Origin of the sequence: Corynebacterium sp. HMSC30G07, from assembly GCF_001806945.1 — a bacterium.
GTDB classification, from domain to species: domain Bacteria; phylum Actinomycetota; class Actinomycetes; order Mycobacteriales; family Mycobacteriaceae; genus Corynebacterium; species Corynebacterium riegelii.
Window position 1 is genome coordinate 1 of the sequence record NZ_KV786472.1, and the last position, 18,413, is coordinate 18,413.

The 18,413-nt window shown below is 62.9% G+C and carries 17 protein-coding genes; 8 read left to right on the forward strand and 9 right to left on the reverse strand.

Annotation, left to right across the window (positions count from 1 at the left end; translation table 11 throughout):
* Positions 1-252: 252 nt before the first annotated feature.
* From HMPREF3104_RS08055 to serS, 3 genes are read right to left on the reverse strand one after another with little or no spacing between them, the layout of a single operon-like run.
* Positions 253-1,053: an HAD family hydrolase gene (locus HMPREF3104_RS08055; RefSeq protein ID WP_210386495.1), complete on the reverse strand. Its 801-nt coding sequence runs from the start codon at positions 1,051-1,053 to the stop codon at positions 253-255.
* Complete coding sequence (locus tag HMPREF3104_RS08060) at positions 1,050-1,862, reverse strand: lysophospholipid acyltransferase family protein (protein WP_246816392.1); 813 nt, start codon at positions 1,860-1,862, stop codon at positions 1,050-1,052. The genes HMPREF3104_RS08055 and HMPREF3104_RS08060 overlap by 4 nt, the downstream gene beginning before the upstream one ends.
* Complete coding sequence (gene serS, locus HMPREF3104_RS08065; RefSeq protein ID WP_070495112.1) at positions 1,862-3,115, reverse strand: serine--tRNA ligase; 1,254 nt, start codon at positions 3,113-3,115, stop codon at positions 1,862-1,864. The genes HMPREF3104_RS08060 and serS overlap by 1 nt, the downstream gene beginning before the upstream one ends.
* 40 nt (positions 3,116-3,155) lie before the next feature.
* On the opposite strand from serS, the gene HMPREF3104_RS08070 reads away from it, so the two are divergent.
* On the forward strand, positions 3,156-4,163 hold the full coding sequence (locus HMPREF3104_RS08070; RefSeq protein ID WP_070495113.1) for a septum formation family protein: 1,008 nt from the start codon (positions 3,156-3,158) through the stop codon (positions 4,161-4,163).
* Between the two features lie 11 nt (positions 4,164-4,174).
* Positions 4,175-4,522 (forward strand): metallopeptidase family protein, encoded by a 348-nt coding sequence (locus HMPREF3104_RS08075; RefSeq protein ID WP_070495135.1) that lies wholly within the window; start codon positions 4,175-4,177, stop codon positions 4,520-4,522.
* Here the strand turns inward: HMPREF3104_RS08075 and HMPREF3104_RS08080 are convergent.
* Positions 4,501-5,127, reverse strand: coding sequence for a histidine phosphatase family protein (locus tag HMPREF3104_RS08080; protein WP_083279021.1), 627 nt, complete (start codon positions 5,125-5,127; stop codon positions 4,501-4,503). The genes HMPREF3104_RS08075 and HMPREF3104_RS08080 overlap by 22 nt on opposite strands.
* The gene (gene pheA, locus HMPREF3104_RS08085; RefSeq protein WP_083279022.1) at positions 5,121-5,942 is read right to left on the reverse strand and encodes a prephenate dehydratase; all 822 of its coding nucleotides are present in this window, start codon (positions 5,940-5,942) and stop codon (positions 5,121-5,123) included. Before pheA ends, HMPREF3104_RS08080 begins: the two co-directional genes overlap by 7 nt.
* 43 nt (positions 5,943-5,985) lie before the next feature.
* On the opposite strand from pheA, the gene HMPREF3104_RS08090 reads away from it, so the two are divergent.
* Complete coding sequence (locus HMPREF3104_RS08090) at positions 5,986-6,702, forward strand: CPBP family intramembrane glutamic endopeptidase (protein WP_070495116.1); 717 nt, start codon at positions 5,986-5,988, stop codon at positions 6,700-6,702.
* Positions 6,703-6,722: 20 nt separating this feature from the next.
* Here the strand turns inward: HMPREF3104_RS08090 and HMPREF3104_RS08095 are convergent, their stop codons facing one another.
* Positions 6,723-7,970 carry an LCP family protein gene (locus tag HMPREF3104_RS08095; RefSeq protein ID WP_070495117.1) on the reverse strand — a complete coding sequence of 416 codons (1,248 nt, stop codon included), beginning with the start codon at positions 7,968-7,970 and terminating at the stop codon, positions 6,723-6,725.
* A gap of 45 nt (positions 7,971-8,015) precedes the next feature.
* Positions 8,016-9,566, reverse strand: coding sequence for an alanine/glycine:cation symporter family protein (locus tag HMPREF3104_RS08100; RefSeq protein WP_070495118.1), 1,551 nt, complete (start codon positions 9,564-9,566; stop codon positions 8,016-8,018).
* Between the two features lie 195 nt (positions 9,567-9,761).
* Here HMPREF3104_RS08100 and HMPREF3104_RS08105 point away from each other — a divergent pair, with 195 nt between their 5' ends.
* Entirely contained in the window at positions 9,762-11,183 is a 1,422-nt protein-coding gene (locus HMPREF3104_RS08105) for a YjiH family protein (protein ID WP_246816393.1), read from the forward strand.
* On the opposite strand, the gene hutG is transcribed toward HMPREF3104_RS08105, so the two are convergent.
* The gene (hutG, locus tag HMPREF3104_RS08110; RefSeq protein ID WP_070495119.1) at positions 11,172-12,104 is read right to left on the reverse strand and encodes a formimidoylglutamase; all 933 of its coding nucleotides are present in this window, start codon (positions 12,102-12,104) and stop codon (positions 11,172-11,174) included. The genes HMPREF3104_RS08105 and hutG overlap by 12 nt on opposite strands.
* A gap of 37 nt (positions 12,105-12,141) precedes the next feature.
* Here hutG and HMPREF3104_RS08115 point away from each other — a divergent pair, with 37 nt between their 5' ends.
* The 4 genes from HMPREF3104_RS08115 to hutI all read left to right on the forward strand — a co-directional run bounded on the left by HMPREF3104_RS08115 (position 12,142) and on the right by hutI (position 17,481).
* Entirely contained in the window at positions 12,142-12,885 is a 744-nt protein-coding gene (locus HMPREF3104_RS08115; protein WP_070495120.1) for an IclR family transcriptional regulator, read from the forward strand.
* A 10-nt stretch (positions 12,886-12,895) separates the two neighbouring features.
* On the forward strand, positions 12,896-14,443 hold the full coding sequence (hutH, locus tag HMPREF3104_RS08120) for a histidine ammonia-lyase (RefSeq protein ID WP_070495121.1): 1,548 nt from the start codon (positions 12,896-12,898) through the stop codon (positions 14,441-14,443).
* A 122-nt stretch (positions 14,444-14,565) separates the two neighbouring features.
* Positions 14,566-16,257, forward strand: coding sequence for a urocanate hydratase (gene hutU, locus HMPREF3104_RS08125; RefSeq protein WP_083279017.1), 1,692 nt, complete (start codon positions 14,566-14,568; stop codon positions 16,255-16,257).
* A gap of 30 nt (positions 16,258-16,287) precedes the next feature.
* A complete protein-coding gene (gene hutI / locus HMPREF3104_RS08130) occupies positions 16,288-17,481 on the forward strand; it encodes an imidazolonepropionase (protein ID WP_070495122.1) in 1,194 nt (397 codons plus the stop codon).
* Here hutI and HMPREF3104_RS08135 read toward each other — a convergent pair.
* Positions 17,478-18,401: a DUF5926 family protein gene (locus HMPREF3104_RS08135; protein WP_083279018.1), complete on the reverse strand. Its 924-nt coding sequence runs from the start codon at positions 18,399-18,401 to the stop codon at positions 17,478-17,480. The two genes, hutI and HMPREF3104_RS08135, sit on opposite strands and share 4 nt — an antisense overlap.
* Between the last annotated feature and the right edge of the window lie 12 nt (positions 18,402-18,413).

The following is an 18,413-nucleotide window of genomic DNA, read 5'->3' on the forward strand; positions in this document are numbered from 1 at the left end:
AATATAGAGACTTTCGGCCTATTTTGCGTTGTATGCTAGTGCCGCACCTCCGCCCCTAGCAGACAAACGTTATGTCAAGTAGCCGGGCTGGGGCGGCGGGGGTTTGCGGCGGGGGTTTGCTGGGGGTTTGCGGCGGGGTTTGGGCCAGTGCAGGCTGAGGCCCAGAGGCCAGCGCGGGTGGAATCCAGGGCCAGGGCCAAGCAGGGCCAGAGGTAGGCAGGGCCGGGCGCAACCAGCCCAGGGCCCGGGAGGTTAGAACCAGCGCTCGAGGATTTTGGCCACGCCGTCGTTGTCGTTGGTGTCTGTAACTTCGTCCGCGGCTGACGTGAGCACTGGCGAGGCGTTGCCCATGGCAATGCCTCGCCCGGCCCACGTCAGCATCTCCAGGTCATTAGGCATGTCGCCAAACGCGATCACATCTGCAGCGTCAACACCGTAGTTCTCTGCAAGAAGTGCCACGGAGGAGGCTTTGTTCACGCCGGGGCATGAGACCTCAATAAGACCTTCGTCCATGGAGTAGGTCACGTGGGCGTCGGCGCCATCAACCACCGGGGCGATACGCTCAAACATCTCAGAAGACGTCAAGTATCCGCAGCGTATGAGCAGTTTTGTTGCGGGTTGGGCGATCAGTTCATCCACATCCACCACGCCGAAGCGGTCGTCCCACGCGTCGGGGTTGTACTCGCGTGTGATCAAGAATTCCTCGCCACGCCCGACGCGTTCCACGCCAAAGCCGTGGATGACATCCGACATGACGGGCTCCACTGCCTCGATGACCTCGGCCATCGTGCTGGAGGCGAGTTCGAAGGCATGCACGATCTCATCTCTGGCAGGGTCATAGATCACTGCCCCGTTCGCACAGATTGAGACTGGGCCAAAGGGCAGTTGGTCTGTGATGGGGGGCAGCCAGCGGTGGGGGCGTCCCGTCGCTAAGCAAAAAAATGCTCCCGCTTCAACCGCTCTGGCAACGACGGCTCGCAGGCGCGGGGTGACGCGACCTGCGGAGTTGATGAATGTGCCGTCAATGTCGGAAGCGATCATGCGGGGTGTCACTTCTGCCTGCGCTCCTTCTCCGCGCGGTAGAGCTCCTCGGCCTCCTCGATCGTGGGGGCGGTGCCACCCATGGACTTCGGCAGCCACGGCTCCGCACCGAACGGGCCGTAACGCTCGGAGTATTCGGCCTGCGAAAGATCCAGAAGCTGCTGCATGCGGCGCTTCAGCTCGGCGGTGTCTGCCTCCGCGTCGCCGGTCAGGGGTACGGGCTCGCCGTAGCGAATGATCACCGGCACGCCGCGCAGCTGCTTCGGCAGGTCCTTGGTCCAAATGCGCTGCGAACCCCAGATCACGGTGGGGATCAGCGGCACGTCGGCCTCGCGCGCGATGCGCACCGCACCGGTTTTAAAATGCGCCAGCTCAAAGGACCGGGAGATCGTCGCCTCGGGAAAAATCCCCACCAGGTTGCCGTTGCGAAGGTTCTCCACAGCACTGCTAATGGACGCCGCACCTTTCGCACGATCCACCGGCACATGGTGCATCTTGCGCAAAATGCGGCCCAAAAGAGGAACCTCAAAGACGGACTTCTTGGCCATGAAACGCACCAGGCGGTTGCCGCGCACGTGCGGACCAGTGCCCATGAGCGCGAAATCCATATAGCCAGTGTGGTTGCCGGCCAGAAGCGCCCCGCCCGTTGCCGGGATGTTTTCAGCGCCAACCACCGTGACCTCAATGCGCATCAGCCCCAAGATGCGGCGGATGGCGGACACGGCGCCTTGGTAGAAACGCTCGGCCGCCTCATCGCTGTGAGCGCTGGCGTCGTTGAACAGGCGCGGAACCAAAAAGCCGCGGTATCGGCGCATATTCATCAGGGCTTCAGCACGTCCTTGCCCACCCACGGGCGCAGGGCTTCCGGAACCACTACGGAGCCGTCTGCCTGCTGGTGGTTTTCCAGGATTGCAACCAGCCAGCGCGTGGTGGCCAGGGTGCCGTTGAGGGTGGCGGCGATCTGCGTCTTGCCGTCCTCATCGCGGTAACGGGTGGCCAGGCGGCGGGCCTGGAACGTGGTGCAGTTGGAGGTGGACGTCAGCTCGCGGTACGTGCCCTGGGACGGCACCCATGCCTCCGTGTCAAACTTGCGCGCGGCGGAAGAGCCGAGGTCACCTGCGGCAACGTCGATGATGCGGTACGGCACCTCAACGGCTGCGAGCATTTCGCGCTCCAGGCCGAGCAGCTTCTGGTGCATTGCTTCTGCGTCTTCCGGCTTGCAGTAGGCAAACATTTCGAGTTTGTCGAACTGGTGGACGCGCAGAATGCCCTTGGTGTCCTTGCCGTAGGACCCGGCTTCACGGCGGAAGCAGGAGGACCAGCCGGCGTAGAGCAGCGGGCCGTCGGACAGGTCGATGATCTCGTCTTTGTGCAGGCCGGCAAGTGCAACCTCGGAGGTGCCAACCAGGTACATGTCATCGCGCTCGAGGTAGTAGATCTCCTCATCGTGCTCATCCAGGAACCCGGTGCCCTGCATGATGTCCGGGCGCACAAGCACCGGCGGGATCATCAGCTTGAAGCCGGCCTCGCGGGCCTTCTGCGCGGCCAGCATGAGCATGCCCAGCTGCATCCACGCGCCGTCACCCGTCAGGTAGTAGAAGCGCGCGCCGCCGATCTTGGTGCCGCGCTTCATGTCAATCAGCCCAAGTGGCTCTGCAAGATCCAGGTGGTCCTTGACCTCAAAGTCAAACTCCGGGATCTCACCAACGTGCTCGAGCACGATGAAGTCCTCTTCACCACCGGCGGGAGCACCCTCGATGGGGTTGGGGATGGCGGTTTGCAAACGCGTCACCTCTGCGGCGGCTTCAGCCTCGCGGGCTTCTGCTTCCTTCACGCGTGCCTTGAGCTCGTTGGAGCCTTCCAGAAGCGCGGGGCGCTCTTCTGGGGAAGCCTGGCCAATCTTCTTGCCAAAGGCTTTCTGCTCACCGCGCAGCTCATCGGCGGCTTGGATGGCGGCTCTGCGTGCCTCGTCGGCTGCGAGCAGCTGGTCGACCAGGGCCGGGTCTTCACCGCGGGCTACCTGGGAGTTGCGGACGTGGTCCGGGTTTTCGCGCACTAGCTTGAGATCGATCACACCTTGCAACTCTACCGTTTTGCTCGTTTAATCTACTGCCATGGTTTCCTCTACTGCTTCCGGCAGCTCTTCCCGCACCGCTTTGAGGCGCGCTTTTACTATTGCGACGCTGGCGGGTGCGGTTGCTGCAGGCGCGTTTTCGTGGGAGAGCTCGAGCGTGCCAATGCCGGGTGAGCAGGCGAATCAGGCCATGTCTTTTACGTCCGCTGACGCTGGCTCCTGCTTGACGTGGGACGTTGCCGAGGACGGTTCGGTGGCCAACTTCCAACAGGCTGATTGCGCTGGTCCGCACCGTTTTGAGGTGGCGCTTCGGGAGGATTTGGGCACCTACCCTACCTCTGAGTTTGGCCCGGATGCGCCGATGCCAAGCACCACCCGCCAGGCGCAGTTGCGTGAGGAGCTCTGCGGCGCCGCTGCACTGCGTTACCTGGAGGGTCGTTTTGACCCGGCGGGACGTTTCTCCGTCGCGCCGATTTTGCCGCCTGCGAGTGCGTGGGCGCAGGGCGATCGCACCATGTTGTGCGGTTTGCAGGAGACGGACCGCGCGGGTGGGGTGGTGATGACCAGCGGAAAGGTGGCTGATCAGGACCAGGCGCGTGTGTTTTCCCCGGGCCAGTGCGTGGCGGTGGATGCCTCGAGTTCGCTGACTGCCGTTGATTGCGCGCAGCCGCACCAGGTGGAGGTGACGTCCACGGAGAACCTGGCAAATGTGTTCCCGGACCACACGCCAAGTGTTGAGGAGCAGGATCGCCACTTGGCGGATGTGTGTACCACGGCCGCGCAGGATTATTTGGGCGGTGAGGAAAATCTGTACCGCATCACCTTGCAGCCGTTTTGGACCACGCTGAACCCGATTTCCTGGGATGGTGGATCGCGCAGCGTGAACTGTGCGCTGGTGTTTTCGCGCCCGGAGGGTGGTTTCGCTGAGCTGACTGGTTCAGCTACGCAGGGCAGGGAGCATTTGCTTATCGACGCCGCGCCGCCCGCCGAACGCCCCGACCGCCGACCCCTGCGCGAGGCGCAGCCAAGCGAGCCGCAGCAGAACTAGGCAAGCACATGATGGAACCGGTAAGCCAGCAAGAGTTCGAGGACATGATCAATGACGCGCTGGATACGATCCCCGAGGAGTTCGCCCGGCACATGACCAACATGGTGGTCTTGGCCAGGGATTTCAACGAGGATGAGCCAACGCTTTTGGGTCTGTTTGAGGGCGTGCCGCTGACAGAGCAGTACGCGAACCACACGGGCTTTTTGCCGGATGCGGTCTTTGTGTACAAAGACGCGCTGGAGGCAATCTGTAAGGACGTGGAAGAGCTACGCCATGAGGTGAAGGTGACCGTCCTGCATGAGGTCGGCCACTACTTCGGCCTTGAGGAGCATGAGCTTCATGAATTGGGGTGGGGGTAGTGGCCCCATTCCACAACGTCCCAGTCGCCGAAGGGGCGTGAGGGGTCGCCGGTGTTGAGAACGACCCACTGGCAGTTGTTCAGGTGGGATTGTTCGGCGTATTCGGCGCTGACTCCGCGTTCAAAAGCGGCGTTGGCGGCAAAGGCGCGGATCGCCCCGCCGTGGGAGACGGCAACCGTGGTTCCACCCAGTTCCAGGTAAGGCGCAAGACCTGCTTTGTAGCGGGTGAGGAAGGTATCTAGCGTGTCGCCCCCCTCAATAGCGGCTTGGAGATTGCGCTGGTAGAAGCCCCGAAACGCGGTCAAGTACGCGGTGTGCGCTTCGCGGGAGTTGAGCATCTCCCAACGCCCAGCGTTGACTTCCTGCAGGCCGGCAACCGCCGGGATCTCACCGAACACTTCACCGAAGCCAAGGGCGGCGGTTTGGCGGGCTCGCAACGCTTCGGAGGAGATCACGCGGGTAACGTTGAAGCGCTCCATGATCGCCTGGCCGGCCTCGCGGGCTTGTTGCTGTCCCAGGTCCGTCAGCGCGGCACCCGGCAGCTGGGTGTCTAGTTTGCGCTCAACGTTGGAAAACGTCTGTCCGTGTCGCAGCAGAATCAGCATCGCGGCCACGCTCCCAAAAAGCGCGACCAGGTGGCGCGCTGCTCAACGGCGGCAACCGCTTCGGCTACCTCGGCATCCTCAATATGCCCGACCAGTTCAACGAAGAAGTTGTAGGTGTTGGCCACGGTGCGGGTTGGGCGCGACTCAATGCGCGACATGTCCACGCCGCGCGAGGCGAACTCCTGCAGCATGGCCACCAGCGTGCCGGGCTGGTTGGGCGTTTGGAAGACCAGGGAGGTGCGGTCGCGGCCCGTGCGCGCCGGCAGTGGTGCGTCCTCGGGTCCGACTAGCACGAAGCGGGTTCGCGCGGTGTCCATGTCCGCCACGCCGCGGGCGTGTACCTCCAGGTCAAACAGGTCGGCGGCGCGCTCGGGAGCGGCGGCTACGTCGGCTTCCCCGTCCGCAACCATGCGCGCGGCCGCAGCATTCGACGTTGTGGGCACAAACTGCACGCCCGGCAAGTGCTCGCCAACCCAAGAACTCACTTGGGTGTGGGCGACGGGGTGGGTGGACAGCGTTGTGGCGTCGGCAAGCAAAAAGCCCTTGCGGGTCATGATGGCAAACGCGATGCCCAGCTCAGTTTCGCCGAGGATGCGCACGCCGGGGGCGACGAGTGCGTCGGAGGTGCTGGTCACGGCGCCGTCGACGGAGTTTTCAATGGCAACCACGGCCCGATCGGCGGTTCCAGTGCGCACCGCATCGAGTGCGGCGGCGGGCGAATCCACCGGCACATACTGCGGGTCGGGCAGGTCGAAGGCGCGCGCGGCCTGCTCCGTAAACGTGCCCGCGGGGCCCAGATAGGCAATTGAGGTCATGCGCATAAGCCTAACTGCAGTTCATGGGCGCTAGCATTGCCGCATGCGCGAGCGCGTAAAAGTGGAGATTCTCATTGTCCTTGCCGTCACCTTCGGCACCGCAGGGCTGCGGGCGGGGCTTCGGCTTATCGACGCCCTCCTGAGCGCCCCCTTAAACCAACAAACCACCGTCTTGGTGGACGCCCAATCCTCCGTGACCTGGATGGATCTGGCGCTGCAGCTGACCTCGGCGCTGGTGTTGGTGTCCTGGGGCGCACTCGCCTGGTACCTGCTGTGGGTTGATGATCCGGCGCGCTTTCGCTGGCGCTGGCCGCGTATGAGCGATTGGGGTTGGGGCGCAGGCTTGGCTGCCCTGATCGGCCTTCCCGGCCTGGCGTTTTACGTTGCGGCAGTGCATCTGGGTTTGAGCAAAGTGGTTGTGCCGGCCACAGATGCGGTGCAGGTCCCGACCTCGCTGTTATGGGCGTTTGCCAACGGCTTCGGCGAGGAAATCGTGGTGGTGATGTATGTGATGACGCGCCTTGTCCAGCTTGGCTGGAAACCCTGGCAGGTCATCGCTGCCTCGTCCGTCCTGCGCGGCTCGTACCACCTCTACCAAGGCATTTCCGCAGGTGTTGGCAACATCGTGATGGGCGTGGTGTTCTGCGCGTGGTTCGCCCGCACCGGCCGAGTATGGCCGCTGGTCATCGCCCATTTTCTTATCGACGCCACCGCCTTCACCCTCTACCCCATCCTCGATTTGAGCTGGCTCGGGATTTAAGGGGGCTTGGATACTGCGCGCTATCGCAGCGAGTTGAACAGGGCCTGGGCGCCTGCGTCGTCCCAGACGGCGACGTTGCCTACGTCTGTATCCATGAAGTCATAAATCGGGATCGTTTCCGTGCGCACCCCGCCGCGCATGGCAAGCGCTACTCGCGCAAGGTGCCACACGTGGTCGCTTTGATCCACGGTGAACATCGCAGGCGTGGTCCACATCAACGGGATCATGCGGAAGGGGTTGAGCAGCGTTGCAGGGGACATCACCCTGCTCATGACTGCGGCTAGGAACTCACGCTGGCGCACCACACGGTCCAGGTCCCCCAGCGCGGTTGCACGTGTTCGCACGTAGCCTAGGCCGGTCGCACCATCCATCTTCTGGCAGCCCGGCGCGAGGCTGATGTTTGCCAGCGGGTCCGTGATCGGCTCGGCAACGCAGATCTCTACCCCACCAACTGCGTCCACAACGTTGGCCAGCCCACCCATGCCAATCTCTGCGTAGTGGTCAATGCGCAGGCCAGTGGCTTGCTCCACGGTCTGCACCAGAAGCGGTGCGCCACCGTAGGCGAACGCGGCGTTGACCTTGTCGTAGCCATAGCCGGGCACCTCAACGTAACTATCGCGCGGGATGGACACCAGCGTTGCCTGCCCGGCGCGCGGGATATGCATCAACATGATGGTGTCGGTGCGGGTGGAGCCGACATCGCCACCCGTGCCTAGGCGGTCGATCTCTTCCTGGCTCAAACCCGTACGCGAGTCCGAACCGACGAACAGCCAGTTCGTCCCAGCCGTGTTTGCCACCTGTTGCGTGGGCATGGCTTGGGTGCGGGTCAGGCGGGCGTCTGCAAGCAGCATGCCCACTACGGTGAGCACGAGGACGGTGAGGATGATCAGGCTGCCGCAGCCGAAGCAGCCTGGGCGCTTGCGGCGGCTGCGTTTTGGCCGCGGGCGGGGTTTCGGTTTGGGCTGCGGGCGCTCGTGGACCTGCATGGGGACGGGCTCGCGGCGTTGCTGCACCGGCCGGCGCTGTGCCGGTCGTTGCTGCACCGGGCGCTGCGCTGGTCGTTGCGGCAGCTCGTCGGGCATGATCTGGCGCGCACGCTGCTCGTGTGGAGTGCGACGCGGCTGATATTCAGTGGACCGGTATTCCGAGGTCCGCCGGGAGGCGTCACCGCTAGCGTCGCGGCGACGCACTGGCCTGCCGTAGCGGTCCAGCAACGGCTTGCCATCTTTGCCGTAGACGTACTGGCTACGGTCCTCCCGGTTATCCATGGCCTAGAAGTCTAGACCTCGCGGGCACATCCCCGCGAGAGGCAACTACCGCTGCTCAACGCTAGAGGCAGTGGAAGCTGCGCTAGGCCAGGTGCCGTTGGCAACCATCTGCGCCTTGCGCTCCTCCCAGAAGTTGGCGTTCTGGATGCCCAAGGCCTCCGGGTCGAACTGCGGGTCCAGGCCGGCCTTCTTCTGGCGACGGTAGTCCCACAGGCACTTCATGGCCGGGACCTGCAGGAAGAGGATAGCCACGATGTTGAGCCATGCGGTGGCGCCCACACCGATATCGCCAAGCGCCCACGCCGTGCCTGGGGTGGTGGTTGCGCCGACAAACACGGCAACAACGATCAGGACACGCAGCAGCCAGATGATGGCGGTACGAGCGTTCTCGTTCTTTACCCAGCGGTTGAGGTAGGTGAAGTTCACCTCTGCCATGTAGTAGTACGCAAGCACGGTGGTGAAAGCGAAGAACATAATTGCCAGCGCCACAAACGTCGGACCGAAGCCACCAGCCAGCGTGTTCAGGCCTTCCTGGACAAAGCCGGGGCCGACGGGGATGTCGGCGGGCAGGGAGCCCTCATAACGCGGGGTGCCCTCCTCAGTCTGGTTCTCAAACACGCGGTACATGTCGGTGGAGATGATGATGAACGCGGTAGCGGAGCAGACAAACAGGGTGTCAATGTAGACCGCGAAGGACTGCACGAAACCCTGCTTTGCCGGGTGGGAAACTTCAGCGGCAGCAGCGGACTGCGGCCCGGTGCCCTGGCCGGCCTCGTTGGAGTAGATGCCTCGCTTCACGCCCCATGCGATGGCGGCGCCGAGCATGCCGGAGAAGATTGCCTCCTGGTCAAAGGCGGAGCGGAAGATCAGGCCGAAGACCTGCGGGATCTCAGATGCGTTCACGAACAAGATCACGATTGCCAGGATGATGTAGATCGCCGCCATGAACGGCACGACCATGGATGCGAAGTTAGCAATGCGCTTGACACCTCCGATGATGATGAAGCCCAGCAGGATCGCCATGATCGCTGCAGAGATCCACACGTTGATTCCCCACGCGTTCTCCACTGCGGCGGCCACACCGTTGGCCTGGATGCCGGGCAGGAAGTAGGAGGTTGCCAGAATCATGGAGATGGCGAAGATGATGGCGTAGACCAGCGCGAACGGCGCTGCCTTGGTGTGGGAGTAGGCCTTCTCAATGTAGTAAGCCGGACCACCGCGGTACTCGCCAGTATCGCGGTCTTTTTCCTTGTAGATCTGCGCCAGGGTGCACTCCACGAAGGAGGTCGCGGAACCCAAGAACGCCACGATCCACATCCAGAACACGGCACCCGGACCGCCGAATGCGATCGCGGTGGCCACACCGGCAATGTTGCCCACGCCGACACGGCCGGCAAGGGAGATCATCAGGGATTGGAAGGAGGAAATGCCAGCCTCTGAGCTTTCGCCGTGGCGAAGCTGCTTGAGCATGTCAGGGATGCAGCGCAGCTGCATGAACAGGGTCACTGCAGTGAAGTACACACCTGCGCCAAGACAGAGGTACACCAGCCATTGGGACCAGATGATCCCGTTGAGGGTATTGATAAATGCTTCCACGGACGCTCCTTAAGTATCCAGGCGTTACGTATCGGGGAATACGTATTTAGAGAATGTAGGCCATAACTGTGTGCCGCGGGTCACATTGGGGAAAATTTCTTTGTCTCGGTCACCAGACTGATGCATTTCACAACCCATTACATTCGTGACCTACTTCACGAGACAATCGGGAAACCCTGTGAAAGGAGTCCGTCCGTGGAAAACCACCACCAGCAAATTCACCGCAGCAAACTGCGCCCGGCCTATAACGTGAAAAACATCCCCGCGATGTCGGAAGCGCAGATAGACGCCGAAACAAACCCAACAGCAACTGACTCTGGCCCCGTCCACGCGCCGCATCTGTGGCGTTTATTCCTCTACTCGGGCATTGGCATTTTCGCCTTCTTCATCCCATTTACCGTTGGGGAAAAGAAGACGATTCTGTTGGACCACATTGTCAGCTGGATTATTGCCACTCTTGGCCCTGGCACCGGCTATCTCGCTCTTGCGGCCATCGTTGCGGGCACGATTTACCAGTTCGTCTCCGGCCGTTGGAAGGAAGATTACGCCCGCACGATCTTCGCCTTCCTCTCCATACTTGCGGTGGTGCTGTGCGCAATGCTGGTCTTCAACTTCGGCCCAGCGTTTCTGCACAACCCGGACATTGGCCCGTTCATTCTGAACAAGCTCGTGATTTCGGTCGGCCTGTTGATTCCGGTTGGCGCGATCTTCCTTGGCCTGCTGGTTGGCTTCGGACTCATGGAATTCATCGGCGTGATGGTGCAGCCGATTATGCGCCCGGTGTTTAAGACGCCGGGTAAATCCGCCGTCGACGCCGTCGCCTCGTTCCTCGGCTCCTATTCCTTGGGCCTGTTGATTACGGACCGCATGTATAAGTCCGGCAACTACAACGGCAAGGAAGCCTCCATCGTCGCCGCGGGCTTTTCCACGGTGTCTGCAACGTTCATGGTCATCGTTGCCAAGACGCTTGACCTGATGGATTACTGGCTGACGTATTTCTGGCTGACCTTTATTATTACGTTCATTGTCACCGCGATCATGGTGCGCATTCCTCCCATTAGCCGGATGTCTGAGGACTACTATCCTGGCGCGCAGCCGCACCCAGAGCAGCAAATCAGCGGCAACCGTGTAAGCGCTGCGTGGAATGAGGCGAAGCGTGAGTTGGCGCGCGCGGAGTCCCTGCCGAAGGTGCTGTGGGTAAATTTCCGCGACGGGTTGACCATGGCGGTGCAGGTGATCCCGGGCATCATGTCCGTGGGTGTGATCGGTCTGACGCTTGCCACCTACACGCCGGTATTTAAGGCGCTTGGCGTGGTGTTTTACCCGGTGGTGTGGCTGCTTCGCCTGCCTGACCCGTGGGCGACTTCCGGCGCGCTTGCCTCCGGCCTTGCAGAGATGTTCCTGCCCGCCACGCTGATCGCTGGCACCGACAACATGGTGCTCAAATTCACCGTTGCGGTGGTGTGCGTGAGCCAGATCTTCTTCTTCTCCGCGATGGTGCCGGCGGTGCTGGCCACCGACATTCCGCTGAATGTGACCAAGATAGTCGTGATCTGGTTCATCCGGGTGGTGCTCACGGTGGTCATTACCGTGCCGGTTGCGCACTTAGTGTTCTAGGGGCTTTTTGCTTATCGACGCCACGTGGCAAGCCCCCACAATCGCCTCTATAAGCCGCGCCGCCACCTTGGCGGTGCGCCCATCAATGTCGTAGGTGGGGTTGAGCTCAACCACGTCCACCAAACGAACGCGTCCGGTGGATGCGACGGCTTTCACCATGGCGTAGACCTGCTCCAGCGCAACGCCCAGGCCAGCGGGGGCGGATACGCCTGGTGCCACCCATGCCGGCAGCAGGTCCAGATCAATGCTCAGGTGGATCGGCTTGTCACCGGCCACGGACTCAAGCGCCTGATCGGCCGCCTGCTGCGGCGAAAGGCCAAGTAGCTCCTCATCCAGCACTACGCGCACGCCGAGTTCTTCGGCGGTATCAAACAGCACCTTCGTGTTGTTCGGCTTGGAAATGCCAATGACTGAGTAGTCGAAGGCTTCTTTGCCCACGAGATCAGCAATTTGCAGAAATGGCGTGCCCGAAGTCGGCTGGTCTGCTTGGCGCAGGTCAAAGTGCGCATCAAAGTTCACAATCTGCAGGTTCCCTAGCGCCTCGTAGGCACCGCGGTGGGAGGCAAATGACGTCTCGTGGCCACCGCCCAGCACAACGACAAGGTTGCCTGCGGCGATGAGGTCGCGAACGGTATCGCTGAGTTCGCGCTGGGCGGATTCGAGGTCGGTGCCGTGGGTGGAGATATCGCCAGCGTCGGCAAGCAAAAAGGGCTCTTGGACCGCAAAACCACTCAGCGCGGCGCGAAGGGCGGCCGGGCCAGCGGCAGCGCCAACGCGGCCTTCGTTGCGACGAACCCCCTCGTCAGAGCAAAAACCAACCAAGGCAACCCCGCTGGTAGGGGTGCTGGATGTGACAATGTGGTGCCATCGCGGACCGTCTGCGCGGCCCTGCCACACCGAACCTGTGCTTGCTGCATTCATGCGGCACAGCTTATACACGCAGATATACTTGCGCGCTATGACGGAAAAGCCTCAGGTACCCGCCGCACGCAACGTGCTGCGCATCCTGACGCTGCTAGCAAGCACGGACACACCGATTTCCGCGCGGCGCATCATGCACGAGCTCGACCTACCACGCTCAACCACCTACCACCTGCTGCGTGAACTGGAAGATTCCGGATATGTGGTTCATCTTGACCACCCCAGCACCTACGGCTTGGGGTTGGCGGCGTACCAGATGAGCCAGGCGTACACCACGCAGCAGCCCTTGGTGCACATGGCGGCAAAGTCCCTGGAGAAGATCGCTGCGATGGCGGGCGGCTCCACCCATCTCTCGCGCCTGGCGGGCACGGAAGTGCTCTACCTCCACGAAGCACGCGCGCCCGGCGCGGTCTCCCTTGTCACCGTGAAGGGGGTGCGGCTGCCGGCACTGCGTACCGCCTCCGGGCGTGCAATGTTGGCACACCTGCCGGAGTCTGAGCTGCGCGCCATTTTTGCCACCTCTGAAAACCGGCCGCTCTACAAAGACCTGCAGGAACAGCTGGAACAGGTGCGTGAGCGCGGCTGGTCCACCGAGATCGAAGAGGTTGCCCGCGGCCAAGAAAGCATTGCCGTTGCCGTGCTTGATCACCTCCAGCGGCCGGCCGCTGCGGTTGCTGTCACATTCCCTCTTTGCAACGATGACGCGAAGAAACAGCAGCTTGTGGACGCTTTGAAAGAAACTGCAGAAATTTTGAAGCAGAAGTTCTTTGATAAACGCTAGAGTTTGGCACATGAACCAGACCACCACTGTGCAGGTAGGCATCGGCGCACTCAGCATCGCAGATGTTGTGGCCGTTGCCCGTGAAAACGCCAAGGTTTCCATTGACCCTGAGGCCATTGCAGCAATTGCAGAAACGCGTGCGCGCGTTGAAGAACTCGCGGAAGACCCCACTCCGGTCTACGGCATCTCCACCGGCTTCGGCGCACTTGCCCGCCGCCACATCCCGCACGAACTGCGCGAGCAGCTGCAGGTGTCGCTCGTGCGCTCCCATGCTGCGGGCTCTGGCCCTGAGGTGGAGCAGGAAGTGGTGCGCGCCACCATGCTGCTTCGTTTGTCCACGCTGTGTACCGGGCGTACCGGTGTGCGTCCCGTCGTGGCGGAAACCTACGCTGCAGTCCTGAACGCTGGCATCACTCCGGTGGTGCACGAGTACGGCTCGCTCGGCTGCTCGGGTGACCTGGCGCCGCTCGCGCACTGCGCGCTCGCGCTGCTTGGTGAGGGCGACGTGCGTGTCGGCGGCGGCCCAATCGTCAGCGCCGCCGAAGCCCTGGCAGAGGCGGGTATTGAGCCGCTGGTGCTCCAGGAGAAGGAAGGCCTGGCGCTGATCAACGGCACCGATGGCATGCTGGGCATGCTGTGCCTGGCCATTACGGACCTGCGCGAAGCAGCGAAGGTTGCCGATATTGCGACCGCAATGACGGTGGAGGGGCTTACCGGCACGCTCACCGTGTTTGCCGATGACTTGCAGCAGCTGCGCCCGCACCCGGGCCAGGCAGATGCGGCGTACAACATTCGCACCGTTGCGGATGGCTCGGAGATCCTCGCGCGTGCCGCTGAGGAGTTCCGTCAGAAGCAGGTCCAGGACGCCTACTCGGTGCGCTGCGCACCCCAGGTCGCGGGCGGTTTCCGCGACACCGTCGACCACGCCGCGCTGGTGGCTTCGCGCGAGCTGGCCTCCGCAATTGACAACCCGGTTGTAGCCCTGGACGGGCGCGTGACCTCCAACGGCAACTTCCACGGCGCACCCGTTGCGTACGTCTTCGACTTTTTGGCGGTGGTGGTGGCGGATTTGGCGTCCATTAGCGAAAGGCGCACCGACCGCTTCCTGGACACCGCACGAAACCGTGGACTGAACGCGTTTCTTGCGGACGACCCGGGCGTGGACTCCGGCCACATGATCGCGCAGTACACCGCCGCGGGCATTGTCAGCGAGCTGAAGCGCTGCGCCATGCCGGCCTCGGCCGATTCCATTCCTTCCTCCGCAATGCAGGAGGACCACGTGTCCATGGGCTGGGCGGCAGGCCGCAAGCTGCGCCGCGCCGTCGACGGGCTGCAGCGCGTACTGGCAATTGAGATCCTCACAGCTGCGCGCGCGTTGGACATGCGCGACGGCGCCTGCGCACCGGGCACCCAAGCCGCGGTTGACCTGCTGCGCACCCGCGTGGAGGGCCCGGGCACGGACCGCTTCCTCGCACCCGAGATCGCACACGCCGTGGAGCTGGTGCAAAGCGGCGAGTTTGTCACGGCCGTCGAGGCCGCAGTCGGCGAACTGCGCTAGCCATTCGCGGGCGTCTCGCATGCCAGACTAATCGACGCCACGACCCCTGTCGGTTCCCACGTGAGGACATTAATCTGCCCTCATAGTGACCCAAACCACAGTCCGAACCGAAGGAGTCGTCCATGTCGAAGAACTGGTCCGAAGGCGCACGCGAAGTCCGCTCACCACGCGGCACCGAACTGACAGCAAAGTCCTGGCAAACCGAGGCTCCGCTTCGCATGCTGCACAACAACCTCGACCCTGAGGTTGCGGAGCACCCGGATGAGCTGGTGGTCTACGGCGGCACCGGGCGTGCGGTGCGTAGCTGGGAGGCGTTTGACGCGATCGTCGATACGCTGAAGGACCTCGAGTCCGACGAGACGCTCTTGGTCCAGTCCGGCAAGCCGGTCGGTGTGTGGAAGACCAACGAGTGGGCGCCGCGCGTGCTCATTGCCAACTCCAACCTGGTGGGCGACTGGGCGAACTGGGAGCACTTCCGCAAGCTCGAAGACGAGGGTCTGATGATGTACGGCCAGATGACGGCCGGCTCCTGGATTTACATCGCCACCCAAGGCATTCTGCAGGGCACGTTCGAGACTTTCGCTGCTGTGGCGAAGAAGCGTTTCAACGGCACACTCGCCGGCACTTTGACGCTGACCGGCGGCTGCGGCGGCATGGGTGGCGCACAGCCGCTGTCCGTCACCCTCAACGGTGGTGCGTGCTTGATTGTGGATGTGGATGAGACGCGCTTGAAGCGCAGGCAAGCAAAGCGCTACCTGGACGAGGTAACCACTGACATTGAGGAAGCAATCACGCTGGTCACCGAGGCGAAGAACGAGAAGCGTGCGCTGTCCGTCGGCCTGGTAGGCAACGCTGCCGAGGTGTTCCCGGAGATGCTGCGCCGCCACCGCGCAGGCGAGCTAACCGTGGACATTGTCACCGACCAGACGTCTGCACACGACCCGCTGTCCTACCTGCCCACCGAGCACACCGTGGAGGAGTGGCACACTGAGGCCGCCGCTGACCCGGTGACCTTTACCAAGAAGGCCCGCGAGGCGATGGCCGTGCAGGTCCAGGCGATGGTGGAGTTCCAGGACGAGGGCGCTGAGGTGTTTGATTACGGCAACTCCATTCGTGATGAGGCCCGCAAGGCCGGCTACAACCGCGCCTTCGAGTTCCCCGGCTTCGTCCCGGCCTACATCCGCCCGCTGTTCTGCGAGGGTCTTGGGCCGTTCCGTTGGGTTGCGCTGTCCGGCGATCCGGAGGACATCAAGGTCACTGACCAGGCCATCAAGGAGGCGTTCCCGGACAACGAGCACCTGCACCGCTGGCTGGATGCGGCCGATGAGTACGTGGAGTTCGAGGGCCTGCCGGCACGTATTTGCTGGCTGGGCTACGGCGAGCGCGCCAAGGCCGGCGTGATCTTCAACAACCTGGTCAAGGAGGGCAAGGTCAAGGCACCGATTGTTATCGGCCGCGACCACCTGGACTCCGGTTCCGTGGCCTCTCCTTACCGCGAGACCGAGTCCATGCTGGACGGCACCGATGCGGTGGCGGACTGGCCGCTGCTCAACGCCATGACCGCTGTTGCTGGCGGAGCGACCTGGGTGTCCATCCACCACGGTGGTGGCGTGGGCATGGGCCGTTCCATCCACACCGGCCAGGTCACGGTGGCGGACGGCACCGAGCTTGCAGAGGCGAAGCTCAAGGCTGTGCTCACCAACGACCCGGGTATGGGTGTTATCCGCCACGTGGACGCTGGTTACACTCGCGCTAACGAGGTCGCTCAGGAGCGCGGCGTGCGCATCCCGATGCAGTTCAACGCCCGCGACTAGCCCCCCCCAACCACCCAACGAAAGGTATCCATGCGCACCTTTATTACCGGTATTTCTGAGCTGCGGACCGTCTCTGAGCTGGGCACGATCAAGGGAGCCGCCTTGCTTATCGACGCCGACGTGATCACCTGGGTCGGCCCCACCGACGAAGCCCCCGCGGAGGCCAAGGACGCGGATGAAACCGTGGATGTTGGTGGGCGCGCGGTGTTGCCGGGTTGGGTGGATTCGCACACGCACATGGTGTTCGACGGCAACCGCGCCCAGGAGTTCGAGGCCCGCATGGCCGGCGAGTCCTACGCAGCTGGTGGGATCGCGGTGACTATGGAGGCCACCCGCTCCGCTGGCGAAGAGCGCCTGGATAAGTTGGTGGCGCAGCGTGTGGCCGCAGGTCATGCGGGTGGTACCACCACCTTTGAGACGAAAACCGGCTACGGCCTCAACGTTGAATCTGAAGCGGAAGCAGCACGTGTGGCCGCCCGCCACGTAGATGAGGTGACGTTCCTGGGCGCACACCTGGTGCCGCCGGGAGCGGATGCTGAAGAATACATCGAAGAAGTTGTCGGCCCGATGCTGGACGCGGTGAAGGACCACGTGCAGTGGATCGACGTGTTCTGTGAGCACGGCGCGTTCAATGAGGAGCAGTCACGCCGCGTGCTTGAGGCCGGCAAAGCCCTCGGCCTTGGCATTCGCGTGCACGGCAACCAGCTGGGCCAGGGCCCGGGTGTAAAACTTGCCGTGGAGATGGGCGCGGCCAGCGTGGACCACGTCAATTACATCTCTGATGAGGATGTGGCGCTGTTGGCCGGATCGGATACCGTGGCCACGCTGCTGCCAGCCTGTGACCTGTCCACGCGCGAGGATCTCGCGCCGGCGCGTCGCCTGGTGGACGCGGGTGTGACCGTCGCCATCGCATCCAACCTCAACCCCGGTACGTCCTTTACGTCTTCGATGAACTTCTGCGTGACCACCGCGGTGCTGCAGCAGTACCTCACCCTCGACGAGGCCATCGAGGCCGCAACCACCGGAGGGGCTAAGGCGTTGCTGCGCCACAACGTCGGCGACGGCAAAGACCCCCAGGGCCGTCCGGCCAAGGGCACGTTGGTGCCTGGCGCGGCCGCGGACCTGCACATCCTGGATGCGGAAAACGCCATCAACCTGGCCTACCGCCCGGGCATGCCGATTACGTGGCAGACCTGGGTAGCGGGCAAGAAGGTCTACGGCTAGATAGTCACCTGGCGGGACTTGATGTTGTCCAGCTGCTTGCGCTCATCGGCGTTGAGCTGGGCATCGGATGCGTACTCTGTTTCGATCGCCTTGTTCAGCGTCACCAGCGCATCAACGTAGGAGGCTGCGTCTACAGACGGGTCCAGGTCCCACACCGGCACGACCACACCGTGGGTGCGGAAGGCGCCGGCGAACTTGGTGCCCTCGCCCAGGTTCAGCTCACCACGGGCCGCGATGCGTGCCAGGGCGTTGAGCATCTGGTTTTCGTTCTCTTCCGGACGCACCCAACGGATGTGTGCCTTGCCGCCGCCCGGGTTAACCCACCACGCGGTACCCGGAACGTCTGCCTTGACCTGAGTGGAAGGAAGCACAGCGTCATTCGCGCGGGCCATTGCCTGACGGATCTCAGGGCTGACCTCAGTGCCCTCGGCAAACCACCAGCCGAAGTCCTGGTGTTCGGTGATGGAAAGGGTCGCGTCAGCGCTAATAAGCGAAGAGAGCTCCGGCTGCGAACCATCCGCAACCGTAGAGCCCAGCGTGGCGCCCGGCTCAGCATCAAGCACCCAGTTCAGGGCGTACGCCAAGTCACGGTGCGGGTTCTGGGAGTGGGACTGCACCTGCAGCGCAACGAAACGCTCACTACCCTGGTCTTCTGGGCGGACCATGGCCGCGCCAGCGCCCGGCAGCACCGTCACAATGTTGACCGGGGTGCCTTTGACCTCTACCTTTGCCACGGCAGACGGGACGAACTCCTGCAGTGCAATCAGGTCCGTCTCCATTGCCAACCCGCCGTACGGGCGCGGGTCCTTTGCAAACTGTGCGCGCTCAGCGGCGCGTGCCGCAAGCTTCGCCTCGCGGCGGCTCATGCCCTCGGGCAGAACCTCTTTCTTCTTGGACTTCTTTGGTTTCCTAGGTGCCATGCTTGGAAATCG